Annotated in this window: 25 protein-coding genes and 1 tRNA gene; 12 read left to right on the top strand and 14 right to left on the bottom strand. The window is 65.7% G+C overall.

Features of this window, described 5'->3' with window-relative positions; genetic code table 11:
* Positions 1 to 21: 21 nt before the first annotated feature.
* From P8X75_03000 to P8X75_02970, 7 genes are all read left to right on the top strand, one after another.
* Positions 22 to 795 carry an ABC transporter permease gene (locus P8X75_03000; protein MEJ1994167.1) on the top strand — a complete coding sequence of 258 codons (774 nt, stop codon included), beginning with the start codon at positions 22 to 24 and terminating at the stop codon, positions 793 to 795.
* A complete protein-coding gene (locus tag P8X75_02995; GenBank protein ID MEJ1994166.1) occupies positions 792 to 1,571 on the top strand; it encodes an ATP-binding cassette domain-containing protein in 780 nt (259 codons plus the stop codon). Before P8X75_03000 ends, P8X75_02995 begins: the two co-directional genes overlap by 4 nt.
* A 28-nt stretch (positions 1,572 to 1,599) precedes the next feature.
* Positions 1,600 to 3,003, top strand: coding sequence for a DNA repair protein RadA (radA, locus tag P8X75_02990; protein ID MEJ1994165.1), 1,404 nt, complete (start codon positions 1,600 to 1,602; stop codon positions 3,001 to 3,003).
* A gap of 105 nt (positions 3,004 to 3,108) precedes the next feature.
* A complete protein-coding gene (locus P8X75_02985; protein ID MEJ1994164.1) occupies positions 3,109 to 3,840 on the top strand; it encodes a CvpA family protein in 732 nt (243 codons plus the stop codon).
* Positions 3,841 to 3,876: 36 nt separating this feature from the next.
* A complete protein-coding gene (gene purF / locus P8X75_02980) occupies positions 3,877 to 5,343 on the top strand; it encodes an amidophosphoribosyltransferase (protein MEJ1994163.1) in 1,467 nt (488 codons plus the stop codon).
* 13 nt (positions 5,344 to 5,356) lie between these two features.
* Entirely contained in the window at positions 5,357 to 5,878 is a 522-nt protein-coding gene (locus P8X75_02975) for a DUF2937 family protein (GenBank protein ID MEJ1994162.1), read from the top strand.
* Positions 5,875 to 6,612: an SDR family NAD(P)-dependent oxidoreductase gene (locus P8X75_02970; protein MEJ1994161.1), complete on the top strand. Its 738-nt coding sequence runs from the start codon at positions 5,875 to 5,877 to the stop codon at positions 6,610 to 6,612. Before P8X75_02975 ends, P8X75_02970 begins: the two co-directional genes overlap by 4 nt.
* A gap of 9 nt (positions 6,613 to 6,621) precedes the next feature.
* Here the strand turns inward: P8X75_02970 and der are convergent, their stop codons facing one another.
* The 3 genes from der to P8X75_02955 are packed head-to-tail and all read right to left on the bottom strand — an operon-like array spanning position 6,622 to position 10,174.
* A complete protein-coding gene (gene der / locus P8X75_02965; GenBank protein MEJ1994160.1) occupies positions 6,622 to 8,133 on the bottom strand; it encodes a ribosome biogenesis GTPase Der in 1,512 nt (503 codons plus the stop codon).
* 39 nt (positions 8,134 to 8,172) lie between these two features.
* Positions 8,173 to 9,516: a PQQ-binding-like beta-propeller repeat protein gene (locus P8X75_02960; GenBank protein ID MEJ1994159.1), complete on the bottom strand. Its 1,344-nt coding sequence runs from the start codon at positions 9,514 to 9,516 to the stop codon at positions 8,173 to 8,175.
* A 13-nt stretch (positions 9,517 to 9,529) separates the two neighbouring features.
* On the bottom strand, positions 9,530 to 10,174 hold the full coding sequence (locus P8X75_02955) for a tetratricopeptide repeat protein (GenBank protein ID MEJ1994158.1): 645 nt from the start codon (positions 10,172 to 10,174) through the stop codon (positions 9,530 to 9,532).
* Positions 10,175 to 10,408: 234 nt separating this feature from the next.
* On the opposite strand from P8X75_02955, the gene P8X75_02950 reads away from it, so the two are divergent.
* Positions 10,409 to 10,759, top strand: a complete 351-nt coding sequence (locus P8X75_02950; GenBank protein ID MEJ1994157.1) for a DUF2794 domain-containing protein — start codon at positions 10,409 to 10,411, stop codon at positions 10,757 to 10,759.
* Between the two features lie 19 nt (positions 10,760 to 10,778).
* On the opposite strand, the gene guaA is transcribed toward P8X75_02950, so the two are convergent.
* From guaA to guaB, 3 genes are read right to left on the bottom strand one after another with little or no spacing between them, the layout of a single operon-like run.
* Positions 10,779 to 12,326 (bottom strand): glutamine-hydrolyzing GMP synthase, encoded by a 1,548-nt coding sequence (gene guaA, locus P8X75_02945; protein ID MEJ1994156.1) that lies wholly within the window; start codon positions 12,324 to 12,326, stop codon positions 10,779 to 10,781.
* Positions 12,327 to 12,333: 7 nt separating this feature from the next.
* Positions 12,334 to 13,680, bottom strand: coding sequence for an RsmB/NOP family class I SAM-dependent RNA methyltransferase (locus tag P8X75_02940; protein ID MEJ1994155.1), 1,347 nt, complete (start codon positions 13,678 to 13,680; stop codon positions 12,334 to 12,336).
* A 5-nt stretch (positions 13,681 to 13,685) separates the two neighbouring features.
* Complete coding sequence (gene guaB / locus P8X75_02935) at positions 13,686 to 15,149, bottom strand: IMP dehydrogenase (protein MEJ1994154.1); 1,464 nt, start codon at positions 15,147 to 15,149, stop codon at positions 13,686 to 13,688.
* Positions 15,150 to 15,321: 172 nt separating this feature from the next.
* Between guaB and P8X75_02930 the strand changes: the two genes are divergently transcribed.
* Positions 15,322 to 15,771: a host attachment protein gene (locus P8X75_02930; protein ID MEJ1994153.1), complete on the top strand. Its 450-nt coding sequence runs from the start codon at positions 15,322 to 15,324 to the stop codon at positions 15,769 to 15,771.
* A gap of 10 nt (positions 15,772 to 15,781) precedes the next feature.
* Here P8X75_02930 and P8X75_02925 read toward each other — a convergent pair whose 3' ends face one another.
* Both P8X75_02925 and P8X75_02920 read right to left on the bottom strand, forming a co-directional pair.
* On the bottom strand, positions 15,782 to 16,501 hold the full coding sequence (locus tag P8X75_02925) for an RlmE family RNA methyltransferase (protein MEJ1994152.1): 720 nt from the start codon (positions 16,499 to 16,501) through the stop codon (positions 15,782 to 15,784).
* Positions 16,498 to 17,562, bottom strand: a complete 1,065-nt coding sequence (locus P8X75_02920; protein MEJ1994151.1) for a Ppx/GppA phosphatase family protein — start codon at positions 17,560 to 17,562, stop codon at positions 16,498 to 16,500. Before P8X75_02920 ends, P8X75_02925 begins: the two co-directional genes overlap by 4 nt.
* A gap of 280 nt (positions 17,563 to 17,842) precedes the next feature.
* On the opposite strand from P8X75_02920, the gene P8X75_02915 reads away from it, so the two are divergent.
* A tRNA-Gln gene (locus tag P8X75_02915) sits at positions 17,843 to 17,916 on the top strand.
* 26 nt (positions 17,917 to 17,942) lie between these two features.
* On the opposite strand, the gene P8X75_02910 is transcribed toward P8X75_02915, so the two are convergent.
* Positions 17,943 to 18,881: a hypothetical protein gene (locus P8X75_02910; GenBank protein MEJ1994150.1), complete on the bottom strand. Its 939-nt coding sequence runs from the start codon at positions 18,879 to 18,881 to the stop codon at positions 17,943 to 17,945.
* A 212-nt stretch (positions 18,882 to 19,093) separates the two neighbouring features.
* Positions 19,094 to 19,924, bottom strand: coding sequence for a hypothetical protein (locus tag P8X75_02905; protein MEJ1994149.1), 831 nt, complete (start codon positions 19,922 to 19,924; stop codon positions 19,094 to 19,096).
* A 251-nt stretch (positions 19,925 to 20,175) separates the two neighbouring features.
* Here P8X75_02905 and P8X75_02900 point away from each other — a divergent pair, with 251 nt between their 5' ends.
* On the top strand, positions 20,176 to 21,819 hold the full coding sequence (locus P8X75_02900; protein MEJ1994148.1) for a tetratricopeptide repeat protein: 1,644 nt from the start codon (positions 20,176 to 20,178) through the stop codon (positions 21,817 to 21,819).
* 8 nt (positions 21,820 to 21,827) lie between these two features.
* Here the strand turns inward: P8X75_02900 and P8X75_02895 are convergent, their stop codons facing one another.
* Together P8X75_02895 and P8X75_02890 are read right to left on the bottom strand one after the other, a co-directional pair.
* On the bottom strand, positions 21,828 to 22,649 hold the full coding sequence (locus tag P8X75_02895; protein MEJ1994147.1) for a class I SAM-dependent methyltransferase: 822 nt from the start codon (positions 22,647 to 22,649) through the stop codon (positions 21,828 to 21,830).
* 152 nt (positions 22,650 to 22,801) lie between these two features.
* Positions 22,802 to 23,386, bottom strand: a complete 585-nt coding sequence (locus P8X75_02890) for a helix-turn-helix domain-containing protein (protein ID MEJ1994146.1) — start codon at positions 23,384 to 23,386, stop codon at positions 22,802 to 22,804.
* 631 nt (positions 23,387 to 24,017) lie between these two features.
* On the opposite strand from P8X75_02890, the gene P8X75_02885 reads away from it, so the two are divergent.
* A complete protein-coding gene (locus tag P8X75_02885) occupies positions 24,018 to 25,184 on the top strand; it encodes an aromatic ring-hydroxylating dioxygenase subunit alpha (GenBank protein MEJ1994145.1) in 1,167 nt (388 codons plus the stop codon).
* A gap of 4 nt (positions 25,185 to 25,188) precedes the next feature.
* On the opposite strand, the gene P8X75_02880 is transcribed toward P8X75_02885, so the two are convergent.
* The gene (locus P8X75_02880) at positions 25,189 to 25,974 is read right to left on the bottom strand and encodes a methyltransferase domain-containing protein (protein ID MEJ1994144.1); all 786 of its coding nucleotides are present in this window, start codon (positions 25,972 to 25,974) and stop codon (positions 25,189 to 25,191) included.
* A gap of 38 nt (positions 25,975 to 26,012) precedes the next feature.
* Positions 26,013 to 26,521, bottom strand: a 509-nt coding sequence (locus P8X75_02875) for an NADH:flavin oxidoreductase (protein ID MEJ1994143.1), incomplete at its 5' end; no start/stop codon positions are given.

The following is a 26,521-nucleotide window of genomic DNA, read 5'->3' as shown; positions in this document are numbered from 1 at the left end:
GGGGCGAAGTCGAAGAGCCGCATGCCGATCCTGCAACCCATCGGGCAACTGACTCTAAAACTGATGACCGCCATTGGGCGCCTGCTGATCTTCGCGGTGCAGGCGGTCAGTCACTGCGTTCGCCCACCCTTCTATCCGCGCCTGATCGTCCGCCAGATGCTGGATATCGGCTATTATTCCCTGCCGGTGGTGGGCCTGACGGCCATCTTCACCGGCATGGTGCTGGCGTTGCAGAGCTACACCGGCTTTGCGCGCTTCTCCGCCGAGAGCGCCATTCCCAACGTGGTGGTGGTCTCCATCACCCGCGAGCTGGGACCGGTGCTGGCCGGGCTGATGGTCGCCGGGCGCGTCGGCGCGGCGCTGGCCGCGGAGATCGGCACCATGCGCGTGACCGAGCAGATCGACGCGCTCAGCACGCTCGCCACCAACCCCTTCAAGTACCTGATCGCCCCGCGCATCATAGCAGGCGTGCTGATGCTGCCGCTGCTGGTGCTGGTCGCCGACATCATCGGCGTCTTCGGCGGCTATCTGGTGTCGGTCTACAAGCTTGACTTCAACGCCGGGAACTACCTGAAGAACACCGTGGACTTCCTGGAGGTCGCGGACGTGGTCTCCGGTCTGGTCAAGGCCGCCGTCTTCGGCTTCCTGGTCAGCCTCATGGGCTGCTATCACGGCTACCACTCGCGCGGCGGCGCGCAGGGCGTGGGCACGGCCACCACCAACGCCGTGGTCTCGGCCTCGATCTTGATCCTCTCCTTCAACTACGTCATTACGGAGCTCTTCTTTTCCCGATGAACGCCGCGGCTGACATGATCGAGGTGCGCGACCTGCACAAGGCCTTTGGGTCCAAGCAGGTGCTGCGCGGCATCGACCTGGAGCTCTCCAAGGGCGAGTCCGTGGTCATCATCGGCGGCTCGGGTACGGGCAAGTCGGTGCTGCTGAAGTGCATCCTGGGTCTGCTTGACGCCGACCGCGGCTCCATCAAGGTGGAGGGCGACGAGGTCGTGGGCGCCAGCGCCAGCGAGCGCGACGAGATCAACCGCAAGATCGGCATGCTGTTCCAGAACGCGGCGCTCTTCGACTCCCTCTCCGTCTGGGAGAACGTCGCCTTCGGTCTGATGCAGGGCGAAGGCATGAAGCGCGTCGAAGCGAAGGAAATCGCCATCGAGAAGCTGGCGCAGGTCGGGCTCGGCCCCGATGTGGGCGCGCTTCAGCCGGCAGAGCTTTCCGGCGGCATGAAGAAGCGCGTCGGCCTCGCCCGCGCCATAGCGACCGATCCGGACATCATCTTTTTCGACGAACCCACCACGGGGCTGGACCCCATCATGTCCGACGTGATCAACGACCTGATCGCGGAGACGGTCGGACAGTTGGGCGCCTCCGCCCTCTCGATCACCCACGACATGGCGAGCGCGCGCAAGATCGGCCACCGCATCGCCATGCTCTATGAAGGGCAGATCATCTGGGACGGTCCGGTGGCGGAGATCGACAGGTCGGGCAACGACTACGTCGACCAGTTCATCAACGGTCGCGCGGAAGGCCCGATCAAGATGCAGGTGCGCGCGCCCTGACAGGGGCAAGAAAGGTCAAAGACCGCTCATGAGCCGCTCCAAGTCCCACTATGTCTGTCAAAGCTGCGGCAGCAGCCACCCCAAGTGGGCGGGACGCTGCGAGGCCTGCGGCGAGTGGAACACCCTGGTCGAAGAAGAGCTGACGGTCGCGCCGGGCGGGCTGAAGAAGAGCCCCTCGTCCCGTGGCCGCGCCTTGGAGTTCCAGAGTCTGGAAGGGGAGAGCGCGCCCCTGCCCCGCCGCCGCTCGGCCATCGCCGAGTTCGACCGGGTCGCGGGCGGTGGCCTGGTGCCCGGCTCGGCCGTCCTCGTCGGCGGCGATCCCGGCATCGGCAAGTCGACCCTGCTGTTGCAGGCCGTGGCCTCCATGGCCGCCGGGCCGGACAAGGTTCCCTGCCTCTACATCTCCGGCGAGGAGGCGATCGATCAGGTGCGCCTGCGCGCGCGCCGTCTGGGGCTTGAGAAATCACCCGTTGGGCTGGCGACCGCCACCTCGGTCCGCGACATCGCAGCCTCCCTGGAAGGCGCGGCGGCTGGCGTGGTGGTGATCGATTCGATCCAGACCATGTACGTCGACAATCTCGATTCCGCGCCGGGCACCGTCGCCCAGGTGCGCGCCTCGGCACAGGCGCTGATCAAGCTGGCCAAGGAGCGCGGCTTCTCCCTCATCCTGGTCGGACACGTGACCAAGGAGGGCGTGATCGCCGGGCCCAAGGTGCTGGAGCACATGGTCGATGCCGTGCTGACCTTCGAGGGCGAGCGCGGCCATCAGTTCCGCATCCTGCGCGCCACCAAGAACCGCTTCGGAGCGACCGACGAGATCGGCGTCTTCGAGATGACCGACCGGGGGCTGGAGGAGGTCTCGAACCCCTCCGCCCTGTTCCTCGCCGACCGCCAGGATCAGATTTCTGGCGCCGCCGTCTTCGCCGGGATGGAGGGCACGCGCCCGGTGCTGGTGGAGGTGCAGGCCCTGGTCTCCGCCTCCCCCATGGCGACGCCGCGCCGCGCCGTGGTGGGCTGGGACTCCGCCCGCCTCTCCATGGTGCTGGCCGTGCTGGAGGCGCGCTGCGGCCTCATGCTGGGCGGCAAGGAGGTCTACTTGAACGTGGCCGGCGGCATGAAGATCAGCGAGCCCGCCTGCGATCTGGCCGTCGCGGCCGCGCTTATCTCCGCGGCCAGCGACAATCCGGTGGCCGAGGACTGCGTGGTCTTCGGCGAAATCGGGCTTTCCGGTGAGGTGCGCGCCGTCGGCCAAACGGAAGCGCGCCTGAAAGAGGCCGAGAAGCTCGGATTCTCTGGCGCCATCCTGCCCCGGGCGCGGAGCCGAAAGGCCAAGGGCGAAAGCAAGCTGGAACGCAAGGAAATCGGCCATCTGCGGGACCTGGTGGCCATGATCGCCGGGCGCTCGCCGCGCCGCCGCCTGGAAGAGGCCTGAGCCGTGATCCGGGGAAATCGGGGCGTGACAAGATGATGACAAGCGCATACAAAGCCCCCAGCGAAGCAGCCCTTTGGGACGACGAGGGATAGCGGGCGACGCCGAATGGAATCTCTGCCGATAAACATCGTCGACATCGTCGTGGTCGCCGTGCTGCTGATCTCGGGCCTGCTGGCCTTTTTCCGCGGCCTGGTGCACGAGGTGCTGTCGGTCTCCGCCTGGATCGGGGCCGGTTTCGCAACGCTCTACGGCTATCCGCTGCTGACGCCCTATGTGATGGAGGTGATCTCCAGCGAATTGGTGGCGCAGATCGTGGCCGGCGTGGTGGTTTTCATCGCGGTCCTGATCTTGATTTCTCTGCTCTCGCATTCAATTACCAAGAGAGTGAAGGAATCGGCCCTGGGCGCGCTGGACCGCAGTCTCGGCTTTGTTTTCGGTCTCGTCCGTGGCGCTTTTCTGGTCTGCTTGAGCTGGCTTCTGCTCTCCTGGGTGCTGCCGAGCGAGGACCGTCCGGAGTGGCTTCAGGAGGCAAAGTCCCGGCCCATCGTGGAGACCGGTGCGGAAATCCTGGAAGCCCTGGTGCCCGAAGACATCCGCGAAGACAGCGTGCGCAGCGTCAATGACGCCCGCGACGCCACGGGAGATGCGGTGCGCGAGCGGGTGCAGGAAGAAGTGGACCGCCAGATGGAAGAGATCATCGCGCCGCGAAGCAGCGATTCGACCGAGGGCGCGGAAGGCGGAAACTCAGGGGGTGAAGCGGCAGGAGGATCCGATGGCGGATACTCCGATAGCGAACGTCAGGGGCTCGACCAGCTGATCGAAGGTCAGCAGCAGTAGCTTTTACGCACAAACGAAGGCGCGAGGCCATTCGCCATGATCACGACCAACCCTTTTGAGCGCGACGACAAGCTGCATGAGGAATGCGGCGTCTTTGGGGTCTTCGGACACCCGGACGCGGCCAGCCTCACGGCGCTGGGGCTTCACGCGCTCCAGCACCGGGGTCAGGAGGCGGCTGGCATCGTCTGCTATGACGGCAAGCAGTTCCACAGCCACAAGGACATGGGCCACGTCGGCGACATCTTCGGCAAACCGACCATCATGGAGCGCATGCAGGGCCATTCGGCGATCGGTCACACGCGCTATTCCACCACCGGCGAGACGGCGCTGCGCAACGTGCAGCCGCTCTTCGCCGATTTCGCCTCGGGCGGCTGCGCCATTGCGCACAACGGCAACCTCACCAACGCCATGACGCTGCGCAAGACGCTGGTGCAGCGCGGCTCACTCTTCCAGTCGACCTCCGACACCGAGACCATCGTGCACCTGATGGCGACCAGCCACGGCAACTCCGTCACCGACCGCTTGATCTCAGCCCTTCATCAGGTCGAGGGCGCCTATTCCCTGGTCGCGATCTTCGGCGACGCGGTCGTGGGGGTGCGCGACCCGCTGGGCGTGCGCCCGCTGGTCCTCGGTAAGCTGGGAGACGCCTATATCCTCGCCTCCGAGACCTGCGCGCTGGACATCATCGGCGCCGACTTCGTGCGCGATCTGGAAGCCGGAGAGATGGTGGTGATCTCGCCGGAGGGCCTGCGCTCGCTCCGGCCCTTCGCGCGGCACGAGCGGCGCTTCTGCATCTTCGAGTACATCTATTTCGCCCGGCCCGATTCCGTGATGGAGGGAACTTCCGTCTACGAGGCGCGCAAGCGCATCGGCGCGGAACTGTCGCGCGAGAGCGGCGTGGCCGCCGACGTGGTTGTGCCGGTGCCCGATTCCGGCGTGCCCGCCGCCTTGGGCTACGCCGAGGAGTCCGGCATCGCCTTCCAGTTCGGCATCATCCGCAACCACTACGTGGGCCGCACCTTCATCGAGCCGACCGACCAGATCCGCCACCTGGGCGTGAAGCTTAAGCACAACGCCAACCGGGCGTATCTGGAAGGCCGCCGGGTCATTCTGGTCGACGATTCCATCGTACGCGGCACCACCTCCACCAAGATCGTGGAGATGGTGCGCTCAGCGGGCGCGAAGGAGGTGCACATGCGCATCGCCGCGCCGCCGACCAGCTATTCCTGTTTCTACGGGGTTGATACGCCGGAGCGCGAAGAACTGCTGGCCTCGCGTTACGATCTGGCAGGCATGGCCAAGCTGATCGGCGTCGACAGCCTTTCCTTCATCTCCATGGACGGGCTCTACCGCGCCATGGGCGAGAAGGGCCGCGACAACAACAGCCCGCAGTATTGCGACGCCTGCTTCACGGGCGATTACCCGACCCGCCTGACCGACCGCACGGTGCGCGGCGAGAAACCCGAAGAGCAGTATTCGCTGCTGGAGGAGCAGGGCGCCTAAGGGCGGCCCCGTCATGCTCCGCGCCCTCGTCTTCCGCTTGCCGCAGCTGCTGGGCGGCGGAGCGGGCGCCGCCGCATCGAGCCAGTTCCCCAGCTTCTACGCCCAGTATCTGCAAAGTCTGGGAGGCCGCCTGGATCAGGCGCGCCTGCAAGCCGGGCGGCTCGACGCCCTGGCGGCCGAGCTGGGGCTGAGCGCGGAGGCCTATGTCTCGCGTCTCAAAGCGTCTCCCGACGAGACGGTCTCCAAGGCCGGGGATCTGGCCGCCAGCCTGCTGGAAGATCGCGCGCAGCTCCAGGCCGCCTATGACGCCCTGGCCGGGGCGGCCGTGTGGGAGCGGCCCTTCAGCTTTGCCGCCTGGGGCGACGCCGCCATCGCGGAGGCGACGCTCAGCCGCTATCAACCCGCCCTGCCGGTGACGCCGGAAGGCTTTGCCTATGCCGCCCTCGGTTTGCTATTAGGGCTCGGCCTCGTCGCGGCGGCGCGGCGCGGACTGGCCTTCCGGGCGCGGTCCCGGATCAAAGAGGAAAGACAATGAGCGAGACGCAAGAGCCCCAGACGAGCCAGGGCGGACGCCTGGCCGGACGCCTCGCCCTGATCACCGGCGCTTCGCGCGGGATCGGGGCGGCCATCGCCAAGGCCTACGCCCAGGAGGGCGCGCAGCTGATCCTGCTGGCCCGCACCGTCGGCGCGCTGGAGGAAATGGACGACGCCGTGCGGTCCGAAGGCGCCCCGCCAGCGGTTCTGGTGCCGCTCGACCTGCGCGACTTCGACGCCATCGACCGGCTCGGCGCATCGCTCTACGAGCGCTTTGGAAAGCTCGACGTTCTGGTCGGCAACGCGGGGCTTCTCGGCGCCCTCTCCCCCACCAGCCACATCGAGCCGAAAGTCTGGCAGCAGGTGATCGACGTGAACCTGACGGCCAACTACCGCCTCATCCGCAGCCTGGAGCCGCTCCTGAAGCGCTCTGAGGCCGGGCGGGCCATCTTCCTGACATCGGGTGCCGCCAGGGGTGTCAGGCCCTACTGGGGTGCCTACGCCGTCAGCAAGGCCGGGCTTGAGTCCCTGGTGCGCGACTGGTCGGGCGAACTGGCGAAAACCAACATCAAGGTCAACCTGGTCAACCCCGGCGCGACCCGCACCTCGATGCGCGCCGCCGCCTACCCGACCGAGGATCCCGAAGGCGTGAAGACGCCCGAAGAGATCGCGGAGACTTTCGTTGAACTCGCCCTGCCCGGGGAAACCCGCAACGGCGAGGTGATCGACCTCTAGGCCCCGCCGCTAGCGCTTCTTGCGCCGGCCGGCATAGGGGTTCTCGCCCTTGCGCATATAAAAGCGTAAGGGGATGCCGGGAAGGTCAAATGCCTGGCGCAGCCCGTTCTCCAGATACCGCAGATAACTCTCAGGCAGGTCCTTGGGCCGCGACACCCAGAGGGCGAAGGTCGGCGGACGGGTCTTCACCTGGGTCATGAAGCGGATCTTGATCCGGCGGCCCTGGGCCATGGGCGGCGGATGCGCCTCGGTCATCTCGGAGAGCCACTCGTTCAGCTTCGAGGTCGAGATGCGGCTTTGCCAGAGGTCATAAACCTCAAGCACTACATTAAGAAGCTTCTCTAAGCCTTTTCCTGCCAGTCCTGAAATAGGAACGACGGGAACGCCTTTGATCTGAGGAAGGGAGCGAATGAGCCTGTCGCGCACGGCGCGCAGCGTCTCGTCCCGATCCTCCACCGCGTCCCATTTGTTGAGACCGATCACAAGGCCCCGGCCCTCCTCGATCACCTGCCCGGCGATCCAAAGGTCCTGTTTCTCGAACCCTTCCTGCGCGTCCAGCAACAGCACCACCACCTGGGCGAAGTCGATGGAGCGCTTGGTGTCGGCGGCGGAGAGGCGCTCGACCCGGTCGGTCACCTTGGCCCGGCGGCGCAGGCCTGCGGTATCGACCAAGCGGAAGGGCTGGTCCTTGTACTGCCAATCGACCGAGATGGAGTCGCGCGTGATGCCGGCCTCCGGCCCGGTCAGCAAGCGATCTTCTCCGAGCAGGTTGTTGATCAGCGTCGACTTGCCGACGTTGGGGCGGCCGACGATGGCCAGTTGCAACGGCCCGTAGAGCGGCTGGTCCGGCAGCAGGTCGGGCTGGCCTTCCGGGATCGGATCGAAGCCCTCTTCCTCCTCCCCCTCCTCGGCGGCTGCCTTCGCCTCCGCCCCGGCTTCCGCCGCGGCTTCGCTCTCGGCCCGCCGTTCGGCGCGGCTCTTGCGGCGTCCCTCCTCGGCGGCCTTGCGCGCGGCCTCCAGCTTTTCCTCGGGCAGAGCCGCCGTGATCGCATCGTGAAGATCGGCGATCCCTAGCGCGTGCTCGGCGGAGAGACCGATCGGCTCTCCCAACCCGAGGCTCCAGGCTTCCCCCAGACCGGCTTCGGCCTCGCGCCCCTCGCACTTGTTGGCGACCAGCAGGACTTTAGCGGGGCTGCGGCGGAGCAACTCGGCGAAGTGCGCGTCCAGGGGCGTCACCCCGGCCCGCGCGTCGATCAGGAAGAGCGCCAGGTCGGATTCGGCGAGCGCCACTTCGGTCTGTCGGCGCATGCGCGCCTCCAGGCTGGCGTCGGTCACATCCTCCAGACCGGCGGTATCGAGGACCCGGAAGGCGAGATCGTAGAGCTGCCCCTCGCCTTCGCGCCGGTCGCGCGTTACGCCCGGCTGGTCGTCGACCAGCGCCAGACGCCGCCCGATCAGGCGGTTGAACAGAGTCGACTTGCCCACGTTTGGGCGTCCGACGATGGCGATGGTGACGGTCATGGTTCGCGTACTTTCAAGCGGCCCCGCGCTCGAGCGGGATCAACGATAGGCGAGCAGCGTGCCGTCCTCGGTCACGATATAGAGGGTGCCCCCCGCGACGAGGGGCGGAACCGCCGCGTCGCCGGAGAACTCGACACTGCCAAGGACCTCGCCCGTCTGCGGAGACAACTGGGCGATGACGCCGTGGCTGCTCACCGCCAAGACCCGGCCGCCCGCGACCAGCGGCCCGTACCAGGTGATCGGGCCCTCCCGGTCCTCCGGGTCCTCGTAGCGCTCGAGCTGGGTGACCCAGCGCACGCGCCCGTCACTCGCCAGAACCGCGACCACGGACTGGTCGTTGGTGATCAGGAAGACCGCGTTGCCGGACAGCCAGGGCGTGTTGACGCCGCCCGCCTCGATGTCCCAGGCGCGCTGCCCCTGAAGCGTGGCGATGGCGACCGAACGGTCGGCGTTGCTCATCACGATTGTGAGCCCGCGCGCCATGACCGGCTGTCCGCGAATCCCGGCCAGATCGGCGATGGGATCGGTGCGGCGGATGGCCGAGAGGGAATCGCTCCAGAGCACCCGCCCGTTGTCGGCGCGCAGCGCGTAGACCTCGCCCGAGGCGTAGGGTGCGATCACCAGTTGGCCGTCGGTCGCCGGACTGGCCGCGCCGACCAGGGCCGCCGACTCCTGGATGCCCCGGTGGCTCCAGATCTGCGAGCCGTCCTCGGTCGAGAGCGCGAAGGTCTGGCTGTTCATGGTGACGACGAAAATGCGGCCGCTGGAGACGGTTGGCGCGGCGCGAATGGGCGTCGGCAGGGAGCGGCGCCAAACCTCCTCCCCGCTGCCAGCGTCCAGCGCGATCACGTGCGCGAAGCCGGTGGTCACGTAGATACGCCCGCCGCTATAGGCGAGGCCGCCGCCGAAGAAGCCGTCGTCTTCGTCCTCCGGCTCAAGGTCGCGCTGCCAGAGGCGGCTGCCGTTGGAGGCGGAGAAGGCGGAGACGGTTGAGAAGGCGTCGAAGGTGAAGACCTTGCCGTCGGCCACCACGGGCTGGGTGATGATCCGCGCCTCGTCTTCCGAGCCGGAGCCGACATCGGCGCTCCAGGCGCGCGAGAGGTTGCCGCCCAGCGCCAGGTGCTCAGGCGCATTGGTGGTGCTGCCCCCGGCCTGGGGCCAGTCGGCGTTGTCGAGGGCCTGGGGGATCTGGATTTCGATCTGCTGCGCGGTGGCGTTGGCTTCAAGGCCGCCTTCCAGCTCGTAGATTGCAATGCGTTCACCGGGAAGCGGCGGCCCCTCCTCGTCATCACCGAAGTAGGTGTTGCCGCACCCCGAAAGCAGCAGCGCAAGGCCGAGGGTCAAAGGAACGGTGAGGTATCCGGTCTTCCTGGCCAGCGACATGGCGTGGGTCTCCTCACTCACCGATCTGGGCCAGCATCTGGGTGGCGCGGCGGCGGATGCCCGAGGGCGTCGCCGGATCCTCGGCGAGCTGTTGGAAGGTCTCCCGGGCGCGCGCCGTCTCTCCCTGCTTCAGGGCGAGGAAGGCGGTCAGCTCCAAAGCCGAGGGACGCAGGGCGCTACCCTCGCGGGCCAGCGGCGCCAGCGCGCCTTCCAGCGCGGCCGGATCGCCTTCATCGGCCTGATAGAGGATCGCTTGGAAGCTGGCGATGTCGCGCAGCGGCTGCGGAACGCCGGAACGGCCCGCGAGCGCCTCCAAGTCGGCGACCGCGCCGGCGGTGTCCCCGGCCTCGTCCTTCTGCTCGGCCAGCCTGAAGCTCGCCAGCACGCCGTAGCCCGAGGGCGCGGCCTCGACCACCTCGCCCAGCGCGGATTCCGCCGCGGCCTCGTCCGCGCCGTTCAGCGCCTCTATGGCGGTGGCGTAGCGCTCCGAGTTGGCTTTGCGCTGTTCGGCGGAATAGTACTTCCAGCCTTCGTAGCCCGCGACGGCGGCCACGATGGCCAGCACCACCCCGATGATCGCATAGCGGTACTTCTTCCAGAGTTTTAGATACTCTTCGTGCCGTACGGCCTCATCGACTTCCTGAAAGATATCGCTCACGGTCTTCCGGTCTCCTAAAAGCGCAGGCGCTTAGCGGTTCTGCTGGCCGCCCCTTTGGCCGCTCCCCTTCGAGCGCCGCGGGGACTATAGCCATTCAGACCCCGGCGGGCAAAGGGATAGGCGTGTCTTTCGCCAGCGGTTTCTAACGCGAATCGCGCCTGGACCTCACGCCCTTTTTCATGAAAACTAAACATTGAAAGGCCGTTGAAGCGACCGAGGAGGTGAGCGCGACTTATGGCGACCGTCTACCACCTGTCCCTGGCACCGGGCGCCGCTCCGCCCAAAGCGGCACGCACCACCTTCTTCAGCCGCCCCGAGCTCAACCGGCTTCTATCCCTCTATTCCACCCGCGTCGCCACGGGGGAGTGGCGCGACTACGCCCTGGATCACCGCCAGGGCCACGCCGTCTTCTCGATCTTCCGCCACACCATGGAAAGCCCCCGCTTCACCATCACCAAGCAGGTGAGCCAAGGCGGCAAGAAGCAGGAGTTCACCGTCGCCATGGGCGCAAAACCCCTCTGCCGCGCCTCCACCCTTGAGGAAGCGCTGAGAGTCTTCGAGAAGAAGCTTGAGGTGGTGAACTAGGGCCTTGCGGCCCGTCCCCCTACTCCCATTCGATCGTACCCGGCGGCTTCGAGGTCACGTCGTAGACGACGCGGTTGACGCCGCGGACCTCGTTGATGATGCGGGTCGCCACGCGGCTCAGGAAGGCGTGGTCGAAGGGGTAGGAGTCGGCCGTCATGCCGTCGGTCGAAGTGACCGCGCGCAGGCCGCAGACCCGGTCGTAGGAGCGGGCGTCGCCCATCACCCCCACGGTGCGCACCGGCAGCAGCACGGCGAAGGCCTGCCAGATGGCGTCGTAGAGCCCTTCCTTGCGGATCTCGTCCAGATAGATGGCGTCGGCCTTGCGCAGGATGTCGCAGGCCTCCTTGTCGACCGCGCCGGGAATGCGGATGGCCAGACCCGGCCCCGGGAAGGGGTGGCGGCCCACCATGGTTTCCGGCAGGCCCAGTTCGCGGCCCAGGTCGCGCACCTCGTCCTTGAAGAGTTCGCGCAAGGGTTCGACCAGCTTCATGCGCATGCGCTCGGGCAGGCCGCCCACGTTGTGGTGCGACTTGATGGTGACCGAAGGGCCGCCGGTGAAGGAGACGGACTCGATCACATCGGGATAGAGCGTGCCCTGGGCCAGGAAGTCGGCCCCGCCGATCTTCTCCGACTCCGCCTCGAACACGTCGATGAAGGTGGCGCCGATGATCTTGCGCTTCTTCTCCGGGTCGTCGACGCCCGCGAGCTTGCCGAGGAAGAGGTCGGACGCGTCGTTCACGACCAGCGGGATGTTGTAGTTGTCGCGGAAGATGGTCTCGACCTGCTCGCGTTCGCCCAGGCGCAGCAGCCCGTGATCGACGAAGATGCAGGTGAGCTGCTCGCCGATGGCCTCGTGGATCAGCACCGCGGCGACGGAGGAGTCGACGCCGCCCGAGAGCCCGCAGATCACCTTGCCGTCGCCGACCTGCTCGCGGATCTGGGCGATGGCCTGCTCCTTGAAGGCGGCCATGGTCCAGTCGCCGGACAGGCCCGTGACCTTGTGGACGAAGTTCGCCAGCAGCTTCGCGCCGTCCGGGGTGTGGACCACCTCGGGATGGAACTGCACGGCGTAGATGCGCTTGGCGTCGTTGGCGATGGCGGCGAAGGGCGCGCCCTCCGAGGTGCCGACCACGCGGAAGCCCTCGGGCAGGCGCACCACGCGGTCGCCGTGGCTCATCCAGACCTGGTGACGCTCCCCCTTGGCCCAGACCCCCTCGAAGAGCGCGCAGTCGTCGGCGATGTCGAGGAAGGCGCGGCCGAACTCCTGATGGTCCGACCCCTCGACCTGTCCGCCCAACTGCTGGCAGATGGTCTGTTCGCCATAGCAGATGCCGAGGATGGGAACGCCGAGATCGAAGACCATCTCCGGCGCCCTGGGGCCGTCCTCCAGCGTCACCGAATGAGGAGAGCCCGAGAGGATCACCGCCGCCGGATCGAAAGCGCGCACCCGCTCATCGCCGCAGTTGAAGGGAAAGATTTCGCAGTAGACTCCCGCCTCGCGCACGCGGCGCGCGATCAACTGGGTCACCTGGGAGCCGAAATCGAGGATCAGGATGCGGTCGGTCATGACAGGCTTATTCCTCTTTCGTCTTGCTGCGTTCCATGACGGCCATGAAGAATCCGTCGGTGCCGTGGCGGGCGGGGGTGAGCGTGAGGGTCAGGTCCTCCTCCCCGCCCGGAAAGGCCGAGGGCTCCCCCACTGCTTCCAGCCAGACGTCCAGCGGCTTTACGAGGTGGAAGTCGGGATGGGCGGCCAGGAAGGCGCTGACTTGCGCCTCGTTCTCCTCGGGCAGAAGCGAGCAGGTGGCGTAGATCAAGCGCCCGCCGGGCTCGACCAAACGCTGGGCGCTCTCAAGGATCTCGCCCTGCAAAAGGCTGAGACGCTCTATCTCTTCAGGGCCGGTGCGCCAGCGCGCGTCCGGGTTGCGCCGCCAGGCGCCGACGCCCGAACAGGGGGCGTCCACCAGCACGCGCTCGAACTTCCCCTTGCGCCGCTTCAGCCAGGGGTCGCGGTGGTCCTTCAGAAGCTTGCGTTCGATGTTGTGGAAACCGGCGCGGCGGATGCGCGTCTGGGCGCGGTCCAGGCGGCCTTTCAGCACGTCGAAGGCCAGCAGTTGGCCCTTGTTCTCCATCTGCGCGGCCAGGGCCAGGGTCTTGCCGCCCGCGCCCGCGCAGAAGTCGGCGACCCGCATGCCGGGCTTCGCGCCGACCATCAGCGCGATCAGCTGGGAGCCCTCGTCCTGCACCTCCACCAGCCCCTCCTTGAAGGCCTTGGTGGCGGAGACCGGCGCGCGCCCGTCGGCGACGCGCAGACCGAAGGGCGAAAGCGCCGTCGGCCCGGTCGCGATACCCTCGCTCGCCAGCGCCTTGGCGGCCTGCTCGCGGCTGGCCTTGGCGCGGTTCACGCGCAGGTCCAGCGGTGCTTCGAGAAGCAGCGCCTGCAACTCCTCGCCGATGGCCTCCTCGAAGACCGCCTCGAAGGACTCCCAGAGCGATTCCGGCACCTCGAAGAGCACGTGCGGCGGCTGTTCCTCGCGCTCCAGCGACTGGCCCGCCAGGTTCTTTGCGAGCTGCCGCTCGGCGGCCTCGAGTTTTTCAGGGTTGTGGCGCTGCCCATCGAAGCTGCCCGCGATCTGATCGGCGTTCCAGCCCTCGGCCAGCGCCAGATAGGCGATCACCAGGGCGCGGGCGCGCAGCGCCTGGTCTTCGGGGAGGCATCCCTCCCGCTCCAGCCACCAGAGCAGCTTGGCGCGGCTGCGCAGCACGCCATAGGCAAGCTCCAGGATGCGCCGCCGGTCGCCGCCGCCGATATAGCGGCGCTGCCGCAGGAAGTGAGCGACGACCTGATCGGCCGGGCGTTCCAGGGGCAGCAGCGCCTCGGTCAACTCGATGGCGCCCTGAAGGCGCGCGGCAGGGGTCATTCAGCTCAGCTTTCGGTCCTGTAGTTGGGCGACTCGCGGGTGATGGAGACGTCATGAACGTGGCTTTCGCGCAGGCCCGCGCCGGTGATCTTCACGAAGCGGCAGCCGCCGCGCATCTCGGCGATGCTGGCGTTGCCCGTATAGCCCATGGCCGCGCGAAGGCCGCCCACCAACTGGTGGATGATGCTGTTGGCCGAGCCCTTGTAGGGAACCTGACCCTCGACGCCTTCGGGCACCAGCTTCAGGGCGTCGGTCACTTCCTGCTGGAAGTAGCGGTCGGCCGAACCGCGCGCCATCGCGCCCACCGAGCCCATGCCCCGGTAGGCCTTGTAGGAGCGGCCCTGGTAGAGGAAGACCTCGCCCGGGCTCTCGTCCGTACCGGCGAGCAGGGAGCCGATCATGGCGCAGTCGGCGCCCGCGGCGATGGCCTTGGCCAGATCGCCCGAGAACTTGATGCCGCCGTCGGCGATCACGGGCACATCCTGTTTCTTCGCCTCCGCCACCACTTCCATGATGGCGGTGAGCTGGGGCACGCCGACACCGGCCACGATGCGGGTGGTGCAGATGGAGCCCGGCCCGATGCCGACCTTCACGGCGTCCGCGCCGGCGTCGATCAGGGCCTTGGCGGCCTCGGCGGTCGCGATGTTGCCCGCGATCACCTGCGCTGCGTTGGAGAGGCGCTTGATGTTGCCGATGGCCTCCAGCACGCCGCGGGAATGGCCGTGGGCGGTGTCCACCACGATCAGGTCCACATCGGCGTCCAGCAGGGCCTCGGCGCGGGCCATGCCGTCCTTGCCGACGCCGGTCGCCGCGGCGACCCGCAAGCGCCCCTTCTCGTCCTTGCAGGCGTTGGGGTGCATCTGGGCCTTCTCGATGTCCTTCACCGTCACCAGACCGATGCAGCGATAGTCCTCGTCCACGACCAGCAGCTTTTCGATGCGGTGCTGGTGGAGCAGACGCTGGGCTTCCAGGCGGTCGACACCCTCGCGCACCGTGATCAGGTGCTCATGGGTCATCAGTTCCTGAACCGGCTGCTTGTGGTTCTCGGCGAAGCGCACGTCGCGGTTGGTCAGGATGCCGACCAGTTTCTTGCTGTTGCGCTCGACCACCGGGATGCCGGAAATCCTGTGCAGGTCCATCAGCGCCAGCGCGTTGGCGAGCGGCTCGTCGGGATGGATGGTGACCGGGTTCACAACCATGCCGCTTTCGAACTTCTTGACCTTACGGACCTCGTCGGCCTGCTCCTGCCCGGACAGGTTCTTGTGGATCACGCCGAGCCCGCCAGCCTGCGCCATGGCGATCGCCAGGCGGCTTTCCGTGACCGTGTCCATGGCCGAGGAAATCAGCGGGATCCCCAACTGGATAGAGCGCGTCAAACGGGTCGAGGTGTCGACGCCTGCGGGCAGCACCGAGGACTCGGCGGGCTGCAGCAGCACGTCGTCGAATGTGAGAGCTTCGCGGATTTCCATGAGGCGCCAACTCCAAGGTCAGATTAAGCCTGCCGTCTACCGACTCCAATGTAGAGCGGTCCGGCGAAAGTCACATGACGGGTTGGCGCGTTCTTTTGATCCTAATCAGGGCGCAACGCAAGCCCTAAGGCTAAGATTTCTCGAAATTCGCAACGGAAGGGAGTTTAAGCGCATGAAACCCACGCGAACCTGGATCCTGGTCGCGGACGCCGGCAGAGCCCGGATTTTCGCCAACAACGGCGTCGGAAAGGGCCTCACCGAAGTGACCGACGGTGAACACGAGAACCCTTTGCCCAAGACCCGGGAACTCGGCAGCGACAAGCCGGGGCGCAGCTTCGACTCGGCGGGCGAAGGCCGGCACGCCATGGCGCCGCGCGCCGACTGGCACGAACAGGCCAAGGAGGCCTTCGCCAAGGAGTTGGCCGATTGGCTGAAGTCCGCGCATCAGGCCAACGCCTATGACCGCCTGGTCCTGGCCGCGCCGCCCAAGACCCTGGGCGATCTGCGCGCCGAGTTGGACCCGCAAGTGGCAAAACTGGTCTCCGCGGAAATCAGCAAGGACCTGACCCACCAGACGCCCGATCAACTGGAAGAGCAGATCGGCAAAGTTCTCGCGGTCTGACGGGCTTCGATCACTCTTTGTCCGGAGCACCCCGGAAACCGGTCGCCAGCACATAGAGTTCCGCCGAATCCGAACGGCTGGCGGGCGGCTTGACGTGACGCACCTTTTCGAAGGCCAGGCGCAGCCGCTCCAGCAGTTCGCGCTCGCTGCCGCCCTGGAGCACCTTGGCGAGGTAGAAGCCGCCGGGCGCCAGCACCTCCTCGGCGAAATCGAGGGCTGCTTCGGCCAGCGCCATGATCCTCAGATGGTCGGTGGGCGCGTGACCGGTCGAGGAAGCGGCCATGTCGGACAGCACAGCATTGGCGGGGCCGCCCAACAGGCTCTTCAGTTTTTCCGGCGCTTCCGGGGCCAGGAAATCGCCGAGGATCATCTCCGCGCCGGGAATCGGGTCGATCTCCAGAAGATCGATTCCGACCACCTTGCCCTGTCCGCCGATCTTCTGCTGGGCCACCTGGACCCAGCCGCCGGGGGCCGCACCCAGGTCGACCACCTTCATGCCGGACTTCAACAGATGGTACTTCTCGTCGAGCTGGGCCAGCTTGAAGGCCGCGCGCGAGCGGTAGCCCAGGCGCTGCGCCTCGGCCACATAAGGATCGTTGAGCTGGCGCTGGAGCCAGCGGGTCGAGGACTTCTTGCGGCCCTTGGCGGTCTTGACGCGGACCGTCGCCTGACGGCCGCTGGGCCGGGTCGCGGGCCCCTTCCCGCCGCGTTTCTTCGGGCCCTTGCTCATTGAACCGCCGCCCGGTGTCTCTCGGCGCGCGCCTGGGACATGAGCCCAAGGAGAATGCCCTCGCGCAGCCCTCGGTCGGCGACGCGCAGGCGCCCGACCGGCCAGCTGCGGCAGATGCCCTGCAGGATCGCGCAGCCCGCCAGCATGAGGTCGGCCCGCTCCGGGCCGATGCAGGGATGGGCCGCCCGCTCCTCAAGCGACATCTCCGCCACCTTCAGGATCGCGCGCTCCAGGCTGTCGAAGTCGATGCGGTAGCCGTCCACGAGCTGACGCTGATAGCGGGGCAGTTCCTGATGCACCCCGGCCAGGGTCGTGACCGTGCCGGAGGTGCCGAGCATCTGCACCTCGCCCGCCTCTACGCGTCCGCTGATACCGTTGCGCTGTTCGAAGTCCACGAGGTTCTGGGCGATTTCCGCGGCCATGCGCTCATAGTCCTCAAAGGAAACCGGGCCGTCGCAGTAGCGCTCGGCCAGATTGACCACGCCGTAGGGCAGCGAATGCCAATCGACGATCTCGGGGCGGCCGCCGCCCTGTCGGTTCCGCTTCTCGGGCAAGGCGACCCAGGAAACCTCCGTGCTGCCGCCGCCGATATCGAAGAGAAGCGCATGGCGCTGTTCCGGGCTGAACAGGGGCAGGCAGCCGTGAAGGGCGAGCCGCGCTTCCTCGTCGGTCCCGATCACCTCGAGCTGAAGCCCGATGTCACGGCGCACGCGCTCGACGAAATGGCTGTGATTGGCCGCACGCCGGCAGGCGTCGGTCGCCACGCAGCGCGCGTGGGTCACACCGCGCCGCGCCATCTTCTCGGCGCAGATCTTCAAGGCCTCCATGGTGCGCAGGATCGCCGCCTCGGACAGCTCGCCGGACCGCGAGACGCCCTCGCCCAGCCGCACGATGCGCGAAAAGGAGTCGATCACCCGAAAGCCGCGGCGTGCCGGGCGGGCGATCAAAAGACGGCAGTTGTTGGTCCCCAGGTCGATGGCCGCGAAGGTCTGGCCACGAAGCGGGGCACGCCGACGCCGGCGCTCCCGCCGCGCCGGCCCGGTCGCCGATGATCCGGACACTGCTCTAGTGTCTCCTCTTGGAGCGCCGACCGCGCCCAGCCCTTTGAGGTGAGGTCGAGACCTCCTCAAGGCGCGCGGATCGAACGCTCTGTTACCACTCAATGACACATGATTACCGCAAGTGACGGCGGAACCCAAGATGCAATGCCGCGAGGGCCTGGCGCGAAAAAGACGCCCGGAGGGGCTTGAAAAGTCCCCCGACCCTGGACTATATCACGCGCTCGACCGCCGGACCCGCCCCGCTTGCTTGAGGGATAGGGCCCGAAGACGGCTCCCTTGCTGGGGGATAGTTTAGCGGTAGAACTCTCGGCTCTGACCCGAGCAGCCCTGGTTCGAATCCAGGTCCCCCAGCCAGCTATCCTCTCGATGATCCCAAGACCTCACTGACCCTCTTGCGGGCTCAGGCGCTCGAGCAGCGTTCGCAGCGCCAACTGCGCATCGGCGACTGGGGTTTCCCCATCCGAAACCGGCCCCAGCTTGGCCGTGGAGACCGCCAGCACGTCGGGCGTGAGCGGCAGCCAGATCGTGCAGTAGCGGGTTTGCGGGCCAAGGGTCGAATCCTTGCACAGGGCCCCCGAGGTTTCCCCAGCGGACAGCCGGCTGACGACCTGGTCGTAGTTGAAGTGGCTGCGGGTCGGGATCGGCATTCCGTCAGGCCTGGCGTAGAGCTGAACCACCGTCAGCTCGGTGCGGGCGACCGCCGCGCAGTAAGGAGCAAAGTCGTCGGGAACCTCATTCCTCTCGCAGGCCTCTCGATGGGCCTTCTTGAACCAGTTGAACGAGACCCAGAGATGGAACAGCTCTACCGGTCTGCGCCCTCCGTCCGAAGCAAGGCAGAGCCGCCGGATCTCCGGCTTTGCACCGGACCAGGGGCCATAGCTTCCTTCCCAGGCTTGCTCGGGGCCGCCCTTCGCCTCCGCCGACAGGGCGCTCATGCCTCTGGGTATCTCAAGGCTCAGATCGCCAACATCGAAGAGAGCCCTCTCAGCGCAGGGCGCGTCGGGCACGCGCTGACGCTCAAGGACGTAGCCCGCCCCGGCGAGCGCGGGAAGGCCGGCGACCAGCAGCGACAGCGCGCCCGCGGTCACGCGCCGAGCCGCCAGCCCCCAGAACGCGCCAAGCGTGACCGCCAGCAGACTGAGACCGCTGAAGTGGCTCGCCAACATGGTCGTATAGGCGTCGAGCCCCAGGGCCAACGCGATGAGCCACGGCCAAGCCAGAGCGATCAGGAAAAGGGCCGCACAGGCCCAGGAAATCACCCGTCCATACCAAGAGATGAAGACCGCCATGGCGGCGCCGGCCGCAAGCAAAGCCAGCATCAGGATCGTATCTTCGTGGAGTGGGAACATCCTCATCCATCAGGCTGCAAAGAGGGCTTGCGTGGCCAGGAACGCAAGTCGACAGGCCAGCCTGGCGAGAGTCGCAGACCCCAGGTTTTTTGTAACCAACCTATCGTTTCAGGTTGATGTAACCGGCAAAAGAAAAATGGAACGAAAAGCGGTACCGGAAACTGGAAGAGCGGGTCAGGAGTTCAGGAGGCTTCGGCCTTCATCTCCTGGATCCGCTCCAGCGCTTCTTCGCGGGTGTTCCGGATGTTTGGGCGGAAGTCCTGACTTTCCGCGCGCAGACGGATGTCCGCCTCGGTTTCGGAACCGGGCGCGTAACGCACGGAGCCGAGCGACCAGGCCTCGTTGAGCGCCTTGCCCCGCCGCGCGTACTGAACCCAGGCGGCGGCCTCGATGCTGGTGCCCTCGTAGTTGACCAGGAAGTACCAGCGCCGCCCGGTCTCTTCGATCTGCTGCTCGATGAAATCGTAAACCACGTCCACATCCGCCGAGTTCTCGAAGGTCATCGCCGAGAAATCGACCTCCATGATCTCCTCCCCGGTCAGGAAGCTGATCCGGTGGTGCAGGTGATCGGCCGTGAAGTGGGATCTGCGCAGATGCCGCTGGCGGCGCTTGGAAGGAAGCGAACGGAGGTGGGCGATGGCCTCGTCGCGGTCCGCGAAAAGGCTCGGGTCGAAGGCCTCGGTGTCGGCATCGCGTTCTATCTGAAGGCGCGTGGCCTCCGAGGCGTCGAACCGGACCGTGCCCATGGAGTGAGCGAGGTTCAATTCCTTGCCCCGCCGCGCAAAGGCGAGCCAGGCGCCGCTTTCGATGCGGGCGTCCGAGTAGTTCACGAGGAAGAACCAGAACTCCTCCCCCGTCTCGGCGATCCGCTCCTCTATCCTGTCGTAGAAGGCGCCGACGTCCGCCGGGCTCGACAGCAGCAAGCCGCGGAAACTCACTTCCATGATCTGGCTGTCCTCATGGAAAGAGATTCGCGGGTCCACCTCTTCCTTCGTCAGAGCATCTGCATTCATTCGGATTCTCAATCCCTCAAGCCGACATCCTGCTACACCCCTGGCGAATTCTGGGGTGGAGAAGCAGCAGAGTATCAAGCTTTTCCCCATTCAACTTTGATTCTGGTCAAATCATATCCGACCCGGCCCAGGTGGTTTCAGCAAGGAAACCAACATCGGCTTTTGATTTAGCAATGAGTGAATCTTCCAGTAATCTAGGAACCCAAACCGAGACTGGGGCCGAAGGGGAGCGTTCTATCGGGGAGAGTTTCATGGGCTACTACGATCTCGGAAGCTATTCGAGGAAGGTCACTTGCTCTTCCGAGGAAGCGCAACTCTGGTTCGACCGCGGACTGGTCTGGACCTACGCCTACAACCACGAAGAAGCGATCGCCTGCTTCGAAAGGGCCCTTGAGGCGGATGCGGACTGCGCCATGGCGCATTGGGGAGTCGCCTACTGCATCGGCCCCAACTACAACAAGCCCTGGGAGGCCTTCGAGGAGGAGGAGAAGCCAGAAGCGCTGGCTCTCGCAGCCTCGGCCAGTAAGAAGGCCCTGGCGCTGAAGGATAAGGTAACACCGGTCGAGCGCGCGCTGATCGAGGCCATGCCCCACCGCTATCCGGACTCCCCGGACATCGAGGAGTTCAGCCCCTGGAACGACGCCTACGCGGCGGCCATGCGCAAGGTCCATGCCGAGTACCGGGACGATCTCGACGTCGCGGCGCTCTTCGCAGAGGCGATCATGAACCGCACGCCCTGGCAGCTCTGGGACCTGCCGAGCGGACAGCCGGCGGAGGGCGCGGACACGCTGGAGGCGATCGCGGTTCTCGAGCGGGCCTTCGACGCGCTCGACGGCGCCTGGGACCACCCCGGCCTTCTTCACATGTACATCCACCTGATGGAGATGTCGCCGCACCCAGAGCGCGCCCTGCGTCAGGGAGACCGGCTCAGCACCCTGGTGCCCGACGCCGGACACCTGCTTCACATGCCCACCCACATCGACGTGCTCTGCGGCGACTACATGAACGTGGTGCTGCGCAATCACACGGCGATCCTGGCGGACCGAAAGTTCCTGGAGCGCGAGGGCGCGGAGAACTTCTATTCCGTCTACCGCTGCCACAACTATCACTTCAAGATCTACGGCGCGATGTTCATGGCCCAGCCCGAACCCGCCCTGGAGGCGGCGCAGGAACTGATCGACACCCTGCCCGCCGATACGCTCCGGCCCATGGCGGACTGGTTCGAGGGCTTCATCCCCATGAAGCAGCACGTGCTGATCCGCTTTGGACTCTGGCGGGATATCCTCGCCCAGGAACTCCCCGAGGACGCCGAACTGTTCAGCGTCACCACCGCGATGATGCGCTATTCCCGGGCCGTGGCCTACGCGAACACCAAGCAGATCGCCGAGGCCGAGGCCGAACGCGACCGCTTTTGGGAAGCGCGCGAGCGCGTCCCCGAGACGCGGATGCTGTTCAACAACACCTGCCGCGACATCCTGATGGTGGCCGAGCAGATGCTGCTGGGCGAACTGGCCTACCACAAGGGCGATCACGAGAAGGCCTTCGAGCATCTGCGCAAGTCAGTGGAGCTGGACGACACGCTGCCCTACGACGAGCCCTGGGGCTGGATGCAGCCGACGCGCCACGCCTTGGGCGCCCTTCTGCTCGACCAAGGGCGCACGGAAGAGGCCGAGGAGGTCTACCGCGCCGATCTCGGGCTGGACGCCACGCTCAGCCGGGCCTGCCAGCATCCGGGCAACGTCTGGAGCTTGCATGGCCTCCATGAATGCCTGACGCGGCGTGGAGAGGCTGTTGAGGCGGCCCATATCAAGCTGCAACTGGACAAGGCGATGGCGCGCGCCGCGGTGCCGATCAAGGCCTCCTGCTATTGCCGCAGCCAGGCGGCGGCCGAGTAGAGGGGGCGTCAGGCCCGGCAGATGTAGGTGACCGTGCGGATCCGCCGCTCCTGGAGGTTCTTGACCTGATTGACGGTCATCTCCGGAAGATCATCGCCCAAGAAGAGCTGCAGGGAGAGCGGGGGCTTGCCGGATTTCCGGAGAGCCTCCAGCCTCTTCTGAAACCAAGCCAGGCTTTCCTCTGTCGAGTCCTCGCGTTCCAGGATCGAGAAGCCGGCAGCGGTTAGCAGGGCCTCCATCTCCTCGGGCGTGGCGAGGTGGCTGATCGAGGGTTCCCGCGCCCAGGGGACCGGGAAGATCACCTCCCCTCCCTCGCCCTGAAGGACATCGTAGACCGCGAAGAGGCCGCCCGGCTTCAAGACGCGCCTTGCTTGCGCATAGAGGGCGTCCTTGGCCGCGATGTTCATGGCGACGTGGATCGTCATGGCCGCGTCGAAGCTGCCGTCTTCAAAGGCCATGGCGGTGGCGTCGCCCTGCCGGAAGGAAACCCGCTCGCCAAGACCAACCCAGCCCGAAAGAACCTCTGCCGTCCGGCAGAAGGCCTCAGTCAGGTCGATCCCCGTGACGCGGCAGCCGTATCGCTCGGCGAGGGTTCGGGCCGGGCCGCCAAGACCGCTGCCGATATCCAGCACATGGGAGCTTGCGTCGAGCCTCATGCGCTCCCCAAGCTCCAGGGTCGCCTTGCGGCCGCGGATATGGAACTCGTCGACGGCGGCAAGGTCGAGGGTGGTCACGCTCCCAGTGGATCGGCCAAGAGCCTCAAGGCCCTGTTCGATCGCGGCCACGATGTCCACTCCGCCGGCGTAATGCCGGGCAACCTTTTCGGTCATGGCAGGTTTCTGGACCTCTTCATCTAGGCCTCACCAATAAGGGAAGGAGTTGCGGAAGAACGTGAAATTTTTGGAAACGGGTAATTGCTAACATTGAGGATGGCGCCAATTTCGTCATAGAGCAGGTTCCAATGTGCAGAGGCGCGGGCGCTTCAGGCTTTCAAGGCGTGCTTGTTTGGCTCAATCGTTATCCTGGTGAAGTGCAACTCGGCCTCGCCTCTGTTGGCGCAGACGTGCTTGTAATCTCCGGGGAAACGAACCGCAGAGTTGGCCGGAATAGAGAAGCTGCGCCCCTCGAGTTCGAGCGTAAGTTCGCCCTGCAAGACGATGAGAATCTCGACTGCACCCGTGATGCGCGGCCCGCCCTCAAACTGGTCGTTCGGCGCAATCACCGAGTCCCAAAGCTCGACGACCGAGCCGCCCTCGTATCCCATTAACGCGGTAGCACGGCTGCCCCTCTCAGATTTCGAGAGGTGGGCGCTCTCGGAAATTGAGACAATCATCACTTCGGGTTCGTCTTTAACCTCGATCAGACGCGGAACGCTGACGTTCAGTGCGTTGGCGATTCGACAGAGAGTATTAATCGAAGGGTTGGTCCGGCCCTGCTCGACCTGAACAAGCATCCCCTTGCTAACCTTCGCCAGAGTAGCGAGTTGATCGAGCGTGTAGGCGCGTTCCTTGCGGATCGCGACTAGGTTTTGCGCAAGCGCACGGCTGATAGCTTCAGGCGTGCTCATGCAGACCGCCCGCAGTCTGAGGCGTAAAATCTTGAAATTCACCAGATGAAATCATCGGCAAGCTGTCGATCGATGAAAGATGTAAATGGTATCTTTAGAGGGGCCAGAATATGATTGCAATGGCCTTCGCTATTTCATCATCTTTGCTGTATGCAACCGCAGATTCGCAGAGCGGATTGGCGACCAATCGTTCGTCACTTTTTTATAGTCCCGGCGTCCAAGCTCTCTTCGGCAATTATCATGCCGTATACTGAAAGCTCAGAGATTCTTTTCCACCGATGAGATTTTCGTCGAGATTCTGATCATCAGCGGCATCGGCTTCTGCTTGGACCTCTCCCTAAAGAACCTCTCCAGGTGATGATGCCCTGGGCGAACAAAGCCAGGTCGTAGAGATCGGCTAACTCTACTCCTGTTCAACCTCCCAACTAACGCCGCCAGGTCATGCTTGGCTGCTCTTTCTTTGCACCTCAGAGGCGAACCAGCTTGACTCACGCGTTGATTTTCACTATACGTTTGTTCAATAATAATAAGAATTATATATATACAACAATGGTCTGGTGCCGAAATGCGAAATTCTCCTGCGATCTCTTCCGTCAAATCCGAGAGCAATTTGAAACCAGGGGACTCTCCCATGCGCGCCGGACTGCCCGCCTGGACCTACCGCAGTGCGGAGCTTCTCGATCTCGAGTACCAGGAAATCATTCTGAAGACGTGGCAGATCGCCTGCCACGTCAGCGACCTGCCCGGGCCCCGCTCCTATTTCACTTTCGACTTGATGCGCGATTCGATCCTGATCCTTCGTGACGACGAGGGCGAGCTGCGCGCCTTCAAGAATGTCTGCCGCCACCGCGCCTCCCGCCTGCTGGAGGGCAAGGGCGAATGCCCGCGCCGGCTCGTCTGCCCCTACCACGGCTGGACCTACAAGCTGACCGGCGAGCTGGCGGCGGTTCCCGCCGAGGGCACCTTCCCGGGTCTTGAGAAAGACAAGCACGGCCTGATGCCTGTCGAGCTGGAGGTCTTCCACGGCTTCATCTTCGTACGCGTCGCGGGCGAAGGCCCCAGCGTCGCCGAGCTCTGGGGCGATATCGGCGATCAGCTCGACGCCTACGACATCGCTGGGATGGAGCGCCTGGACGAAAGCTGGGAAGACGTCTGGGACGTGAACTGGAAGGTCGCGATCGACAACAACCTGGAGAACTATCACATCCCCATCGGTCACCCCGGCTACCACCGCATGCTGGAGAACGACCTGGGCGGCTTTGGCAATGAACAGGGCGTCTCGGGCAGCGTCTCCCGCCTGAAGCTGAAGGAAGGCAACAACTGGAGCTGGAGCGAGCGGGCCTACCGCGCGCTGGCGCTGAAGACGCTGGACGACCGGCCCGAGGAGATGGCCCGGCGCTGGACCTTCTACGCCATGCTGCCGAACCTCGGGATCGACGTTTATCCCGATTGCCTGGACTTCTTCCAGATCCTGCCCATGGGCCCCAAGCGGGCGAAGATCCGCACCATGATCTACGGGCACCCCGACAAGCGCCGGGAGATGCGCCTGCTGCGCTATCTCAATGGCCGCATCAACGGCAAGGTGGCGCAGGAGGACTTCGAGCTCTGCCACCGCGTGCAGCAGGGCCTGGAGACCCACGGCTACGAACTGGGCCCGCTCTCCAGCTACGAGACCGGCGTGCGCCAGTTCCACGACATGGTGCGCGAACAGGTTCCCGCCGCCACGCTGGCGCAGGAGCCCCTGCCCGGCGAGCTCGCCCGGATCAACGCCGGGATGCTGGCAGAGCAGGAAGGCTGAGGCCTCAGGCGGGCTTGCGCGCCCTCAAGTGATGGGGGCAGTGCTCGCCGCTCTCCAGCACCACGAGCATGGCGTCCCAGGTGCCGATGTTCTTGTCCACCACCGCTTTTCCGGCAGCCTTGCAGGCGGCATCGTAGAGCTCTCCGGCGATGGCCTCGCGCTCGCGCCTGGCGACCTCGCGGTACCAGGGATTGCGGTTCTTGAGGGCGACTTCGGTGAAACCCGCCGCCGCCAGCGCCTTCTCGTAGCGCGCCGGAGACGCCATGCCGAAGGAAAGCTCCTCCATCTTCACGTAGTACTTCATCTCGGGCGAAGGCTCGCCGTCGTGGCTGATCAGCCAGTCGCTGGCGACGAACCAGCCGCCGGGCCGCAGGATGCGGAAGACGTCGGCGAAGAGCGCCTCCTTGTCCGGGATGTGGATCATGGAGTCCTTGGAGAAGACCACATCGAAGCTCTCATCGGGAAAGGGCAAGGGGCCGGGCTCGACCTTCTTGAAGGTCAGGCGGTCCGTGAGACCCCGGGCCAAGGCCCTCTCCTCCGCGCGCTTCAGGACCGGACCTTCGACGTCGATCCCCGTCACGTGGCCGGCCCCGTAGGTCTCGACGAGCTCGATGGCGATCCCGCCGGACCCGCAACCGATGTCGAGCAGCTCCTTGCCGGAGATGTCCAGGCCTTCAAGGATGCGCGAAACCTCCTCCGCGCCGCCTGGCGACAGGTAACCCTCCCCCCAGACCACTTCCAGAAAGTCGATCAGGGAGTCGGAGTATTCGTCCTCGTGTTCAACGCTCATCGTCTTGAAAATCCTTCTCTTGTTCCGGGCGCCGTGGCCTAGACCTCGACGATCTCGCGCCGCGCCGCTGCCGCCTCCGGCGAAAGGTCCAGCTCGCGTGCGAAGCGGTGGCCTGCATGGACCGCGTGCGCGATGAGGGCCGGCTGCAAGCAGTCGCCGATCCGCTTCACCCTTCGGAGTTCCTCCCCGCCCGCCTCGAGCAGTTCGTAATAGAGTTTATCGCGGGCGTCGCGGGCCGTCACGGTCACCAGGGACTTGGCCCTCAGCGCCCGCGTCTTGCCGGAGAAGATGCAGACGGCCTCGGCTTCCTCGCCATCGAAACCGCCGACCGCGTGGCTCGTGACGATCTCCACGCCCAGATCGATCAAGCGCTTATTGCTGCGCCAGGCTTCGTCGGTGTAGTAGCCCCAGGACGCCGCGATCCCGCCGGTGGTGACGAGAGCCACCTCATGGCCCGCCGCGCGGCAAAGCTCGGCCAGGACCGCCGCCATGTAGTAGCGATCGTCATCGAAGATCACGACAGGGCCCGCCGGCAGCAGCTCGACAC

This window comes from Limibacillus sp., from assembly GCA_037379885.1.
In the GTDB taxonomy this organism is placed as follows: Bacteria; Pseudomonadota; Alphaproteobacteria; order Kiloniellales; family CECT-8803; genus JARRJC01.
The sequence above is the reverse complement of the archived record's forward strand: the minus strand, read 5'-3'. Positions and strand labels throughout refer to the sequence as shown.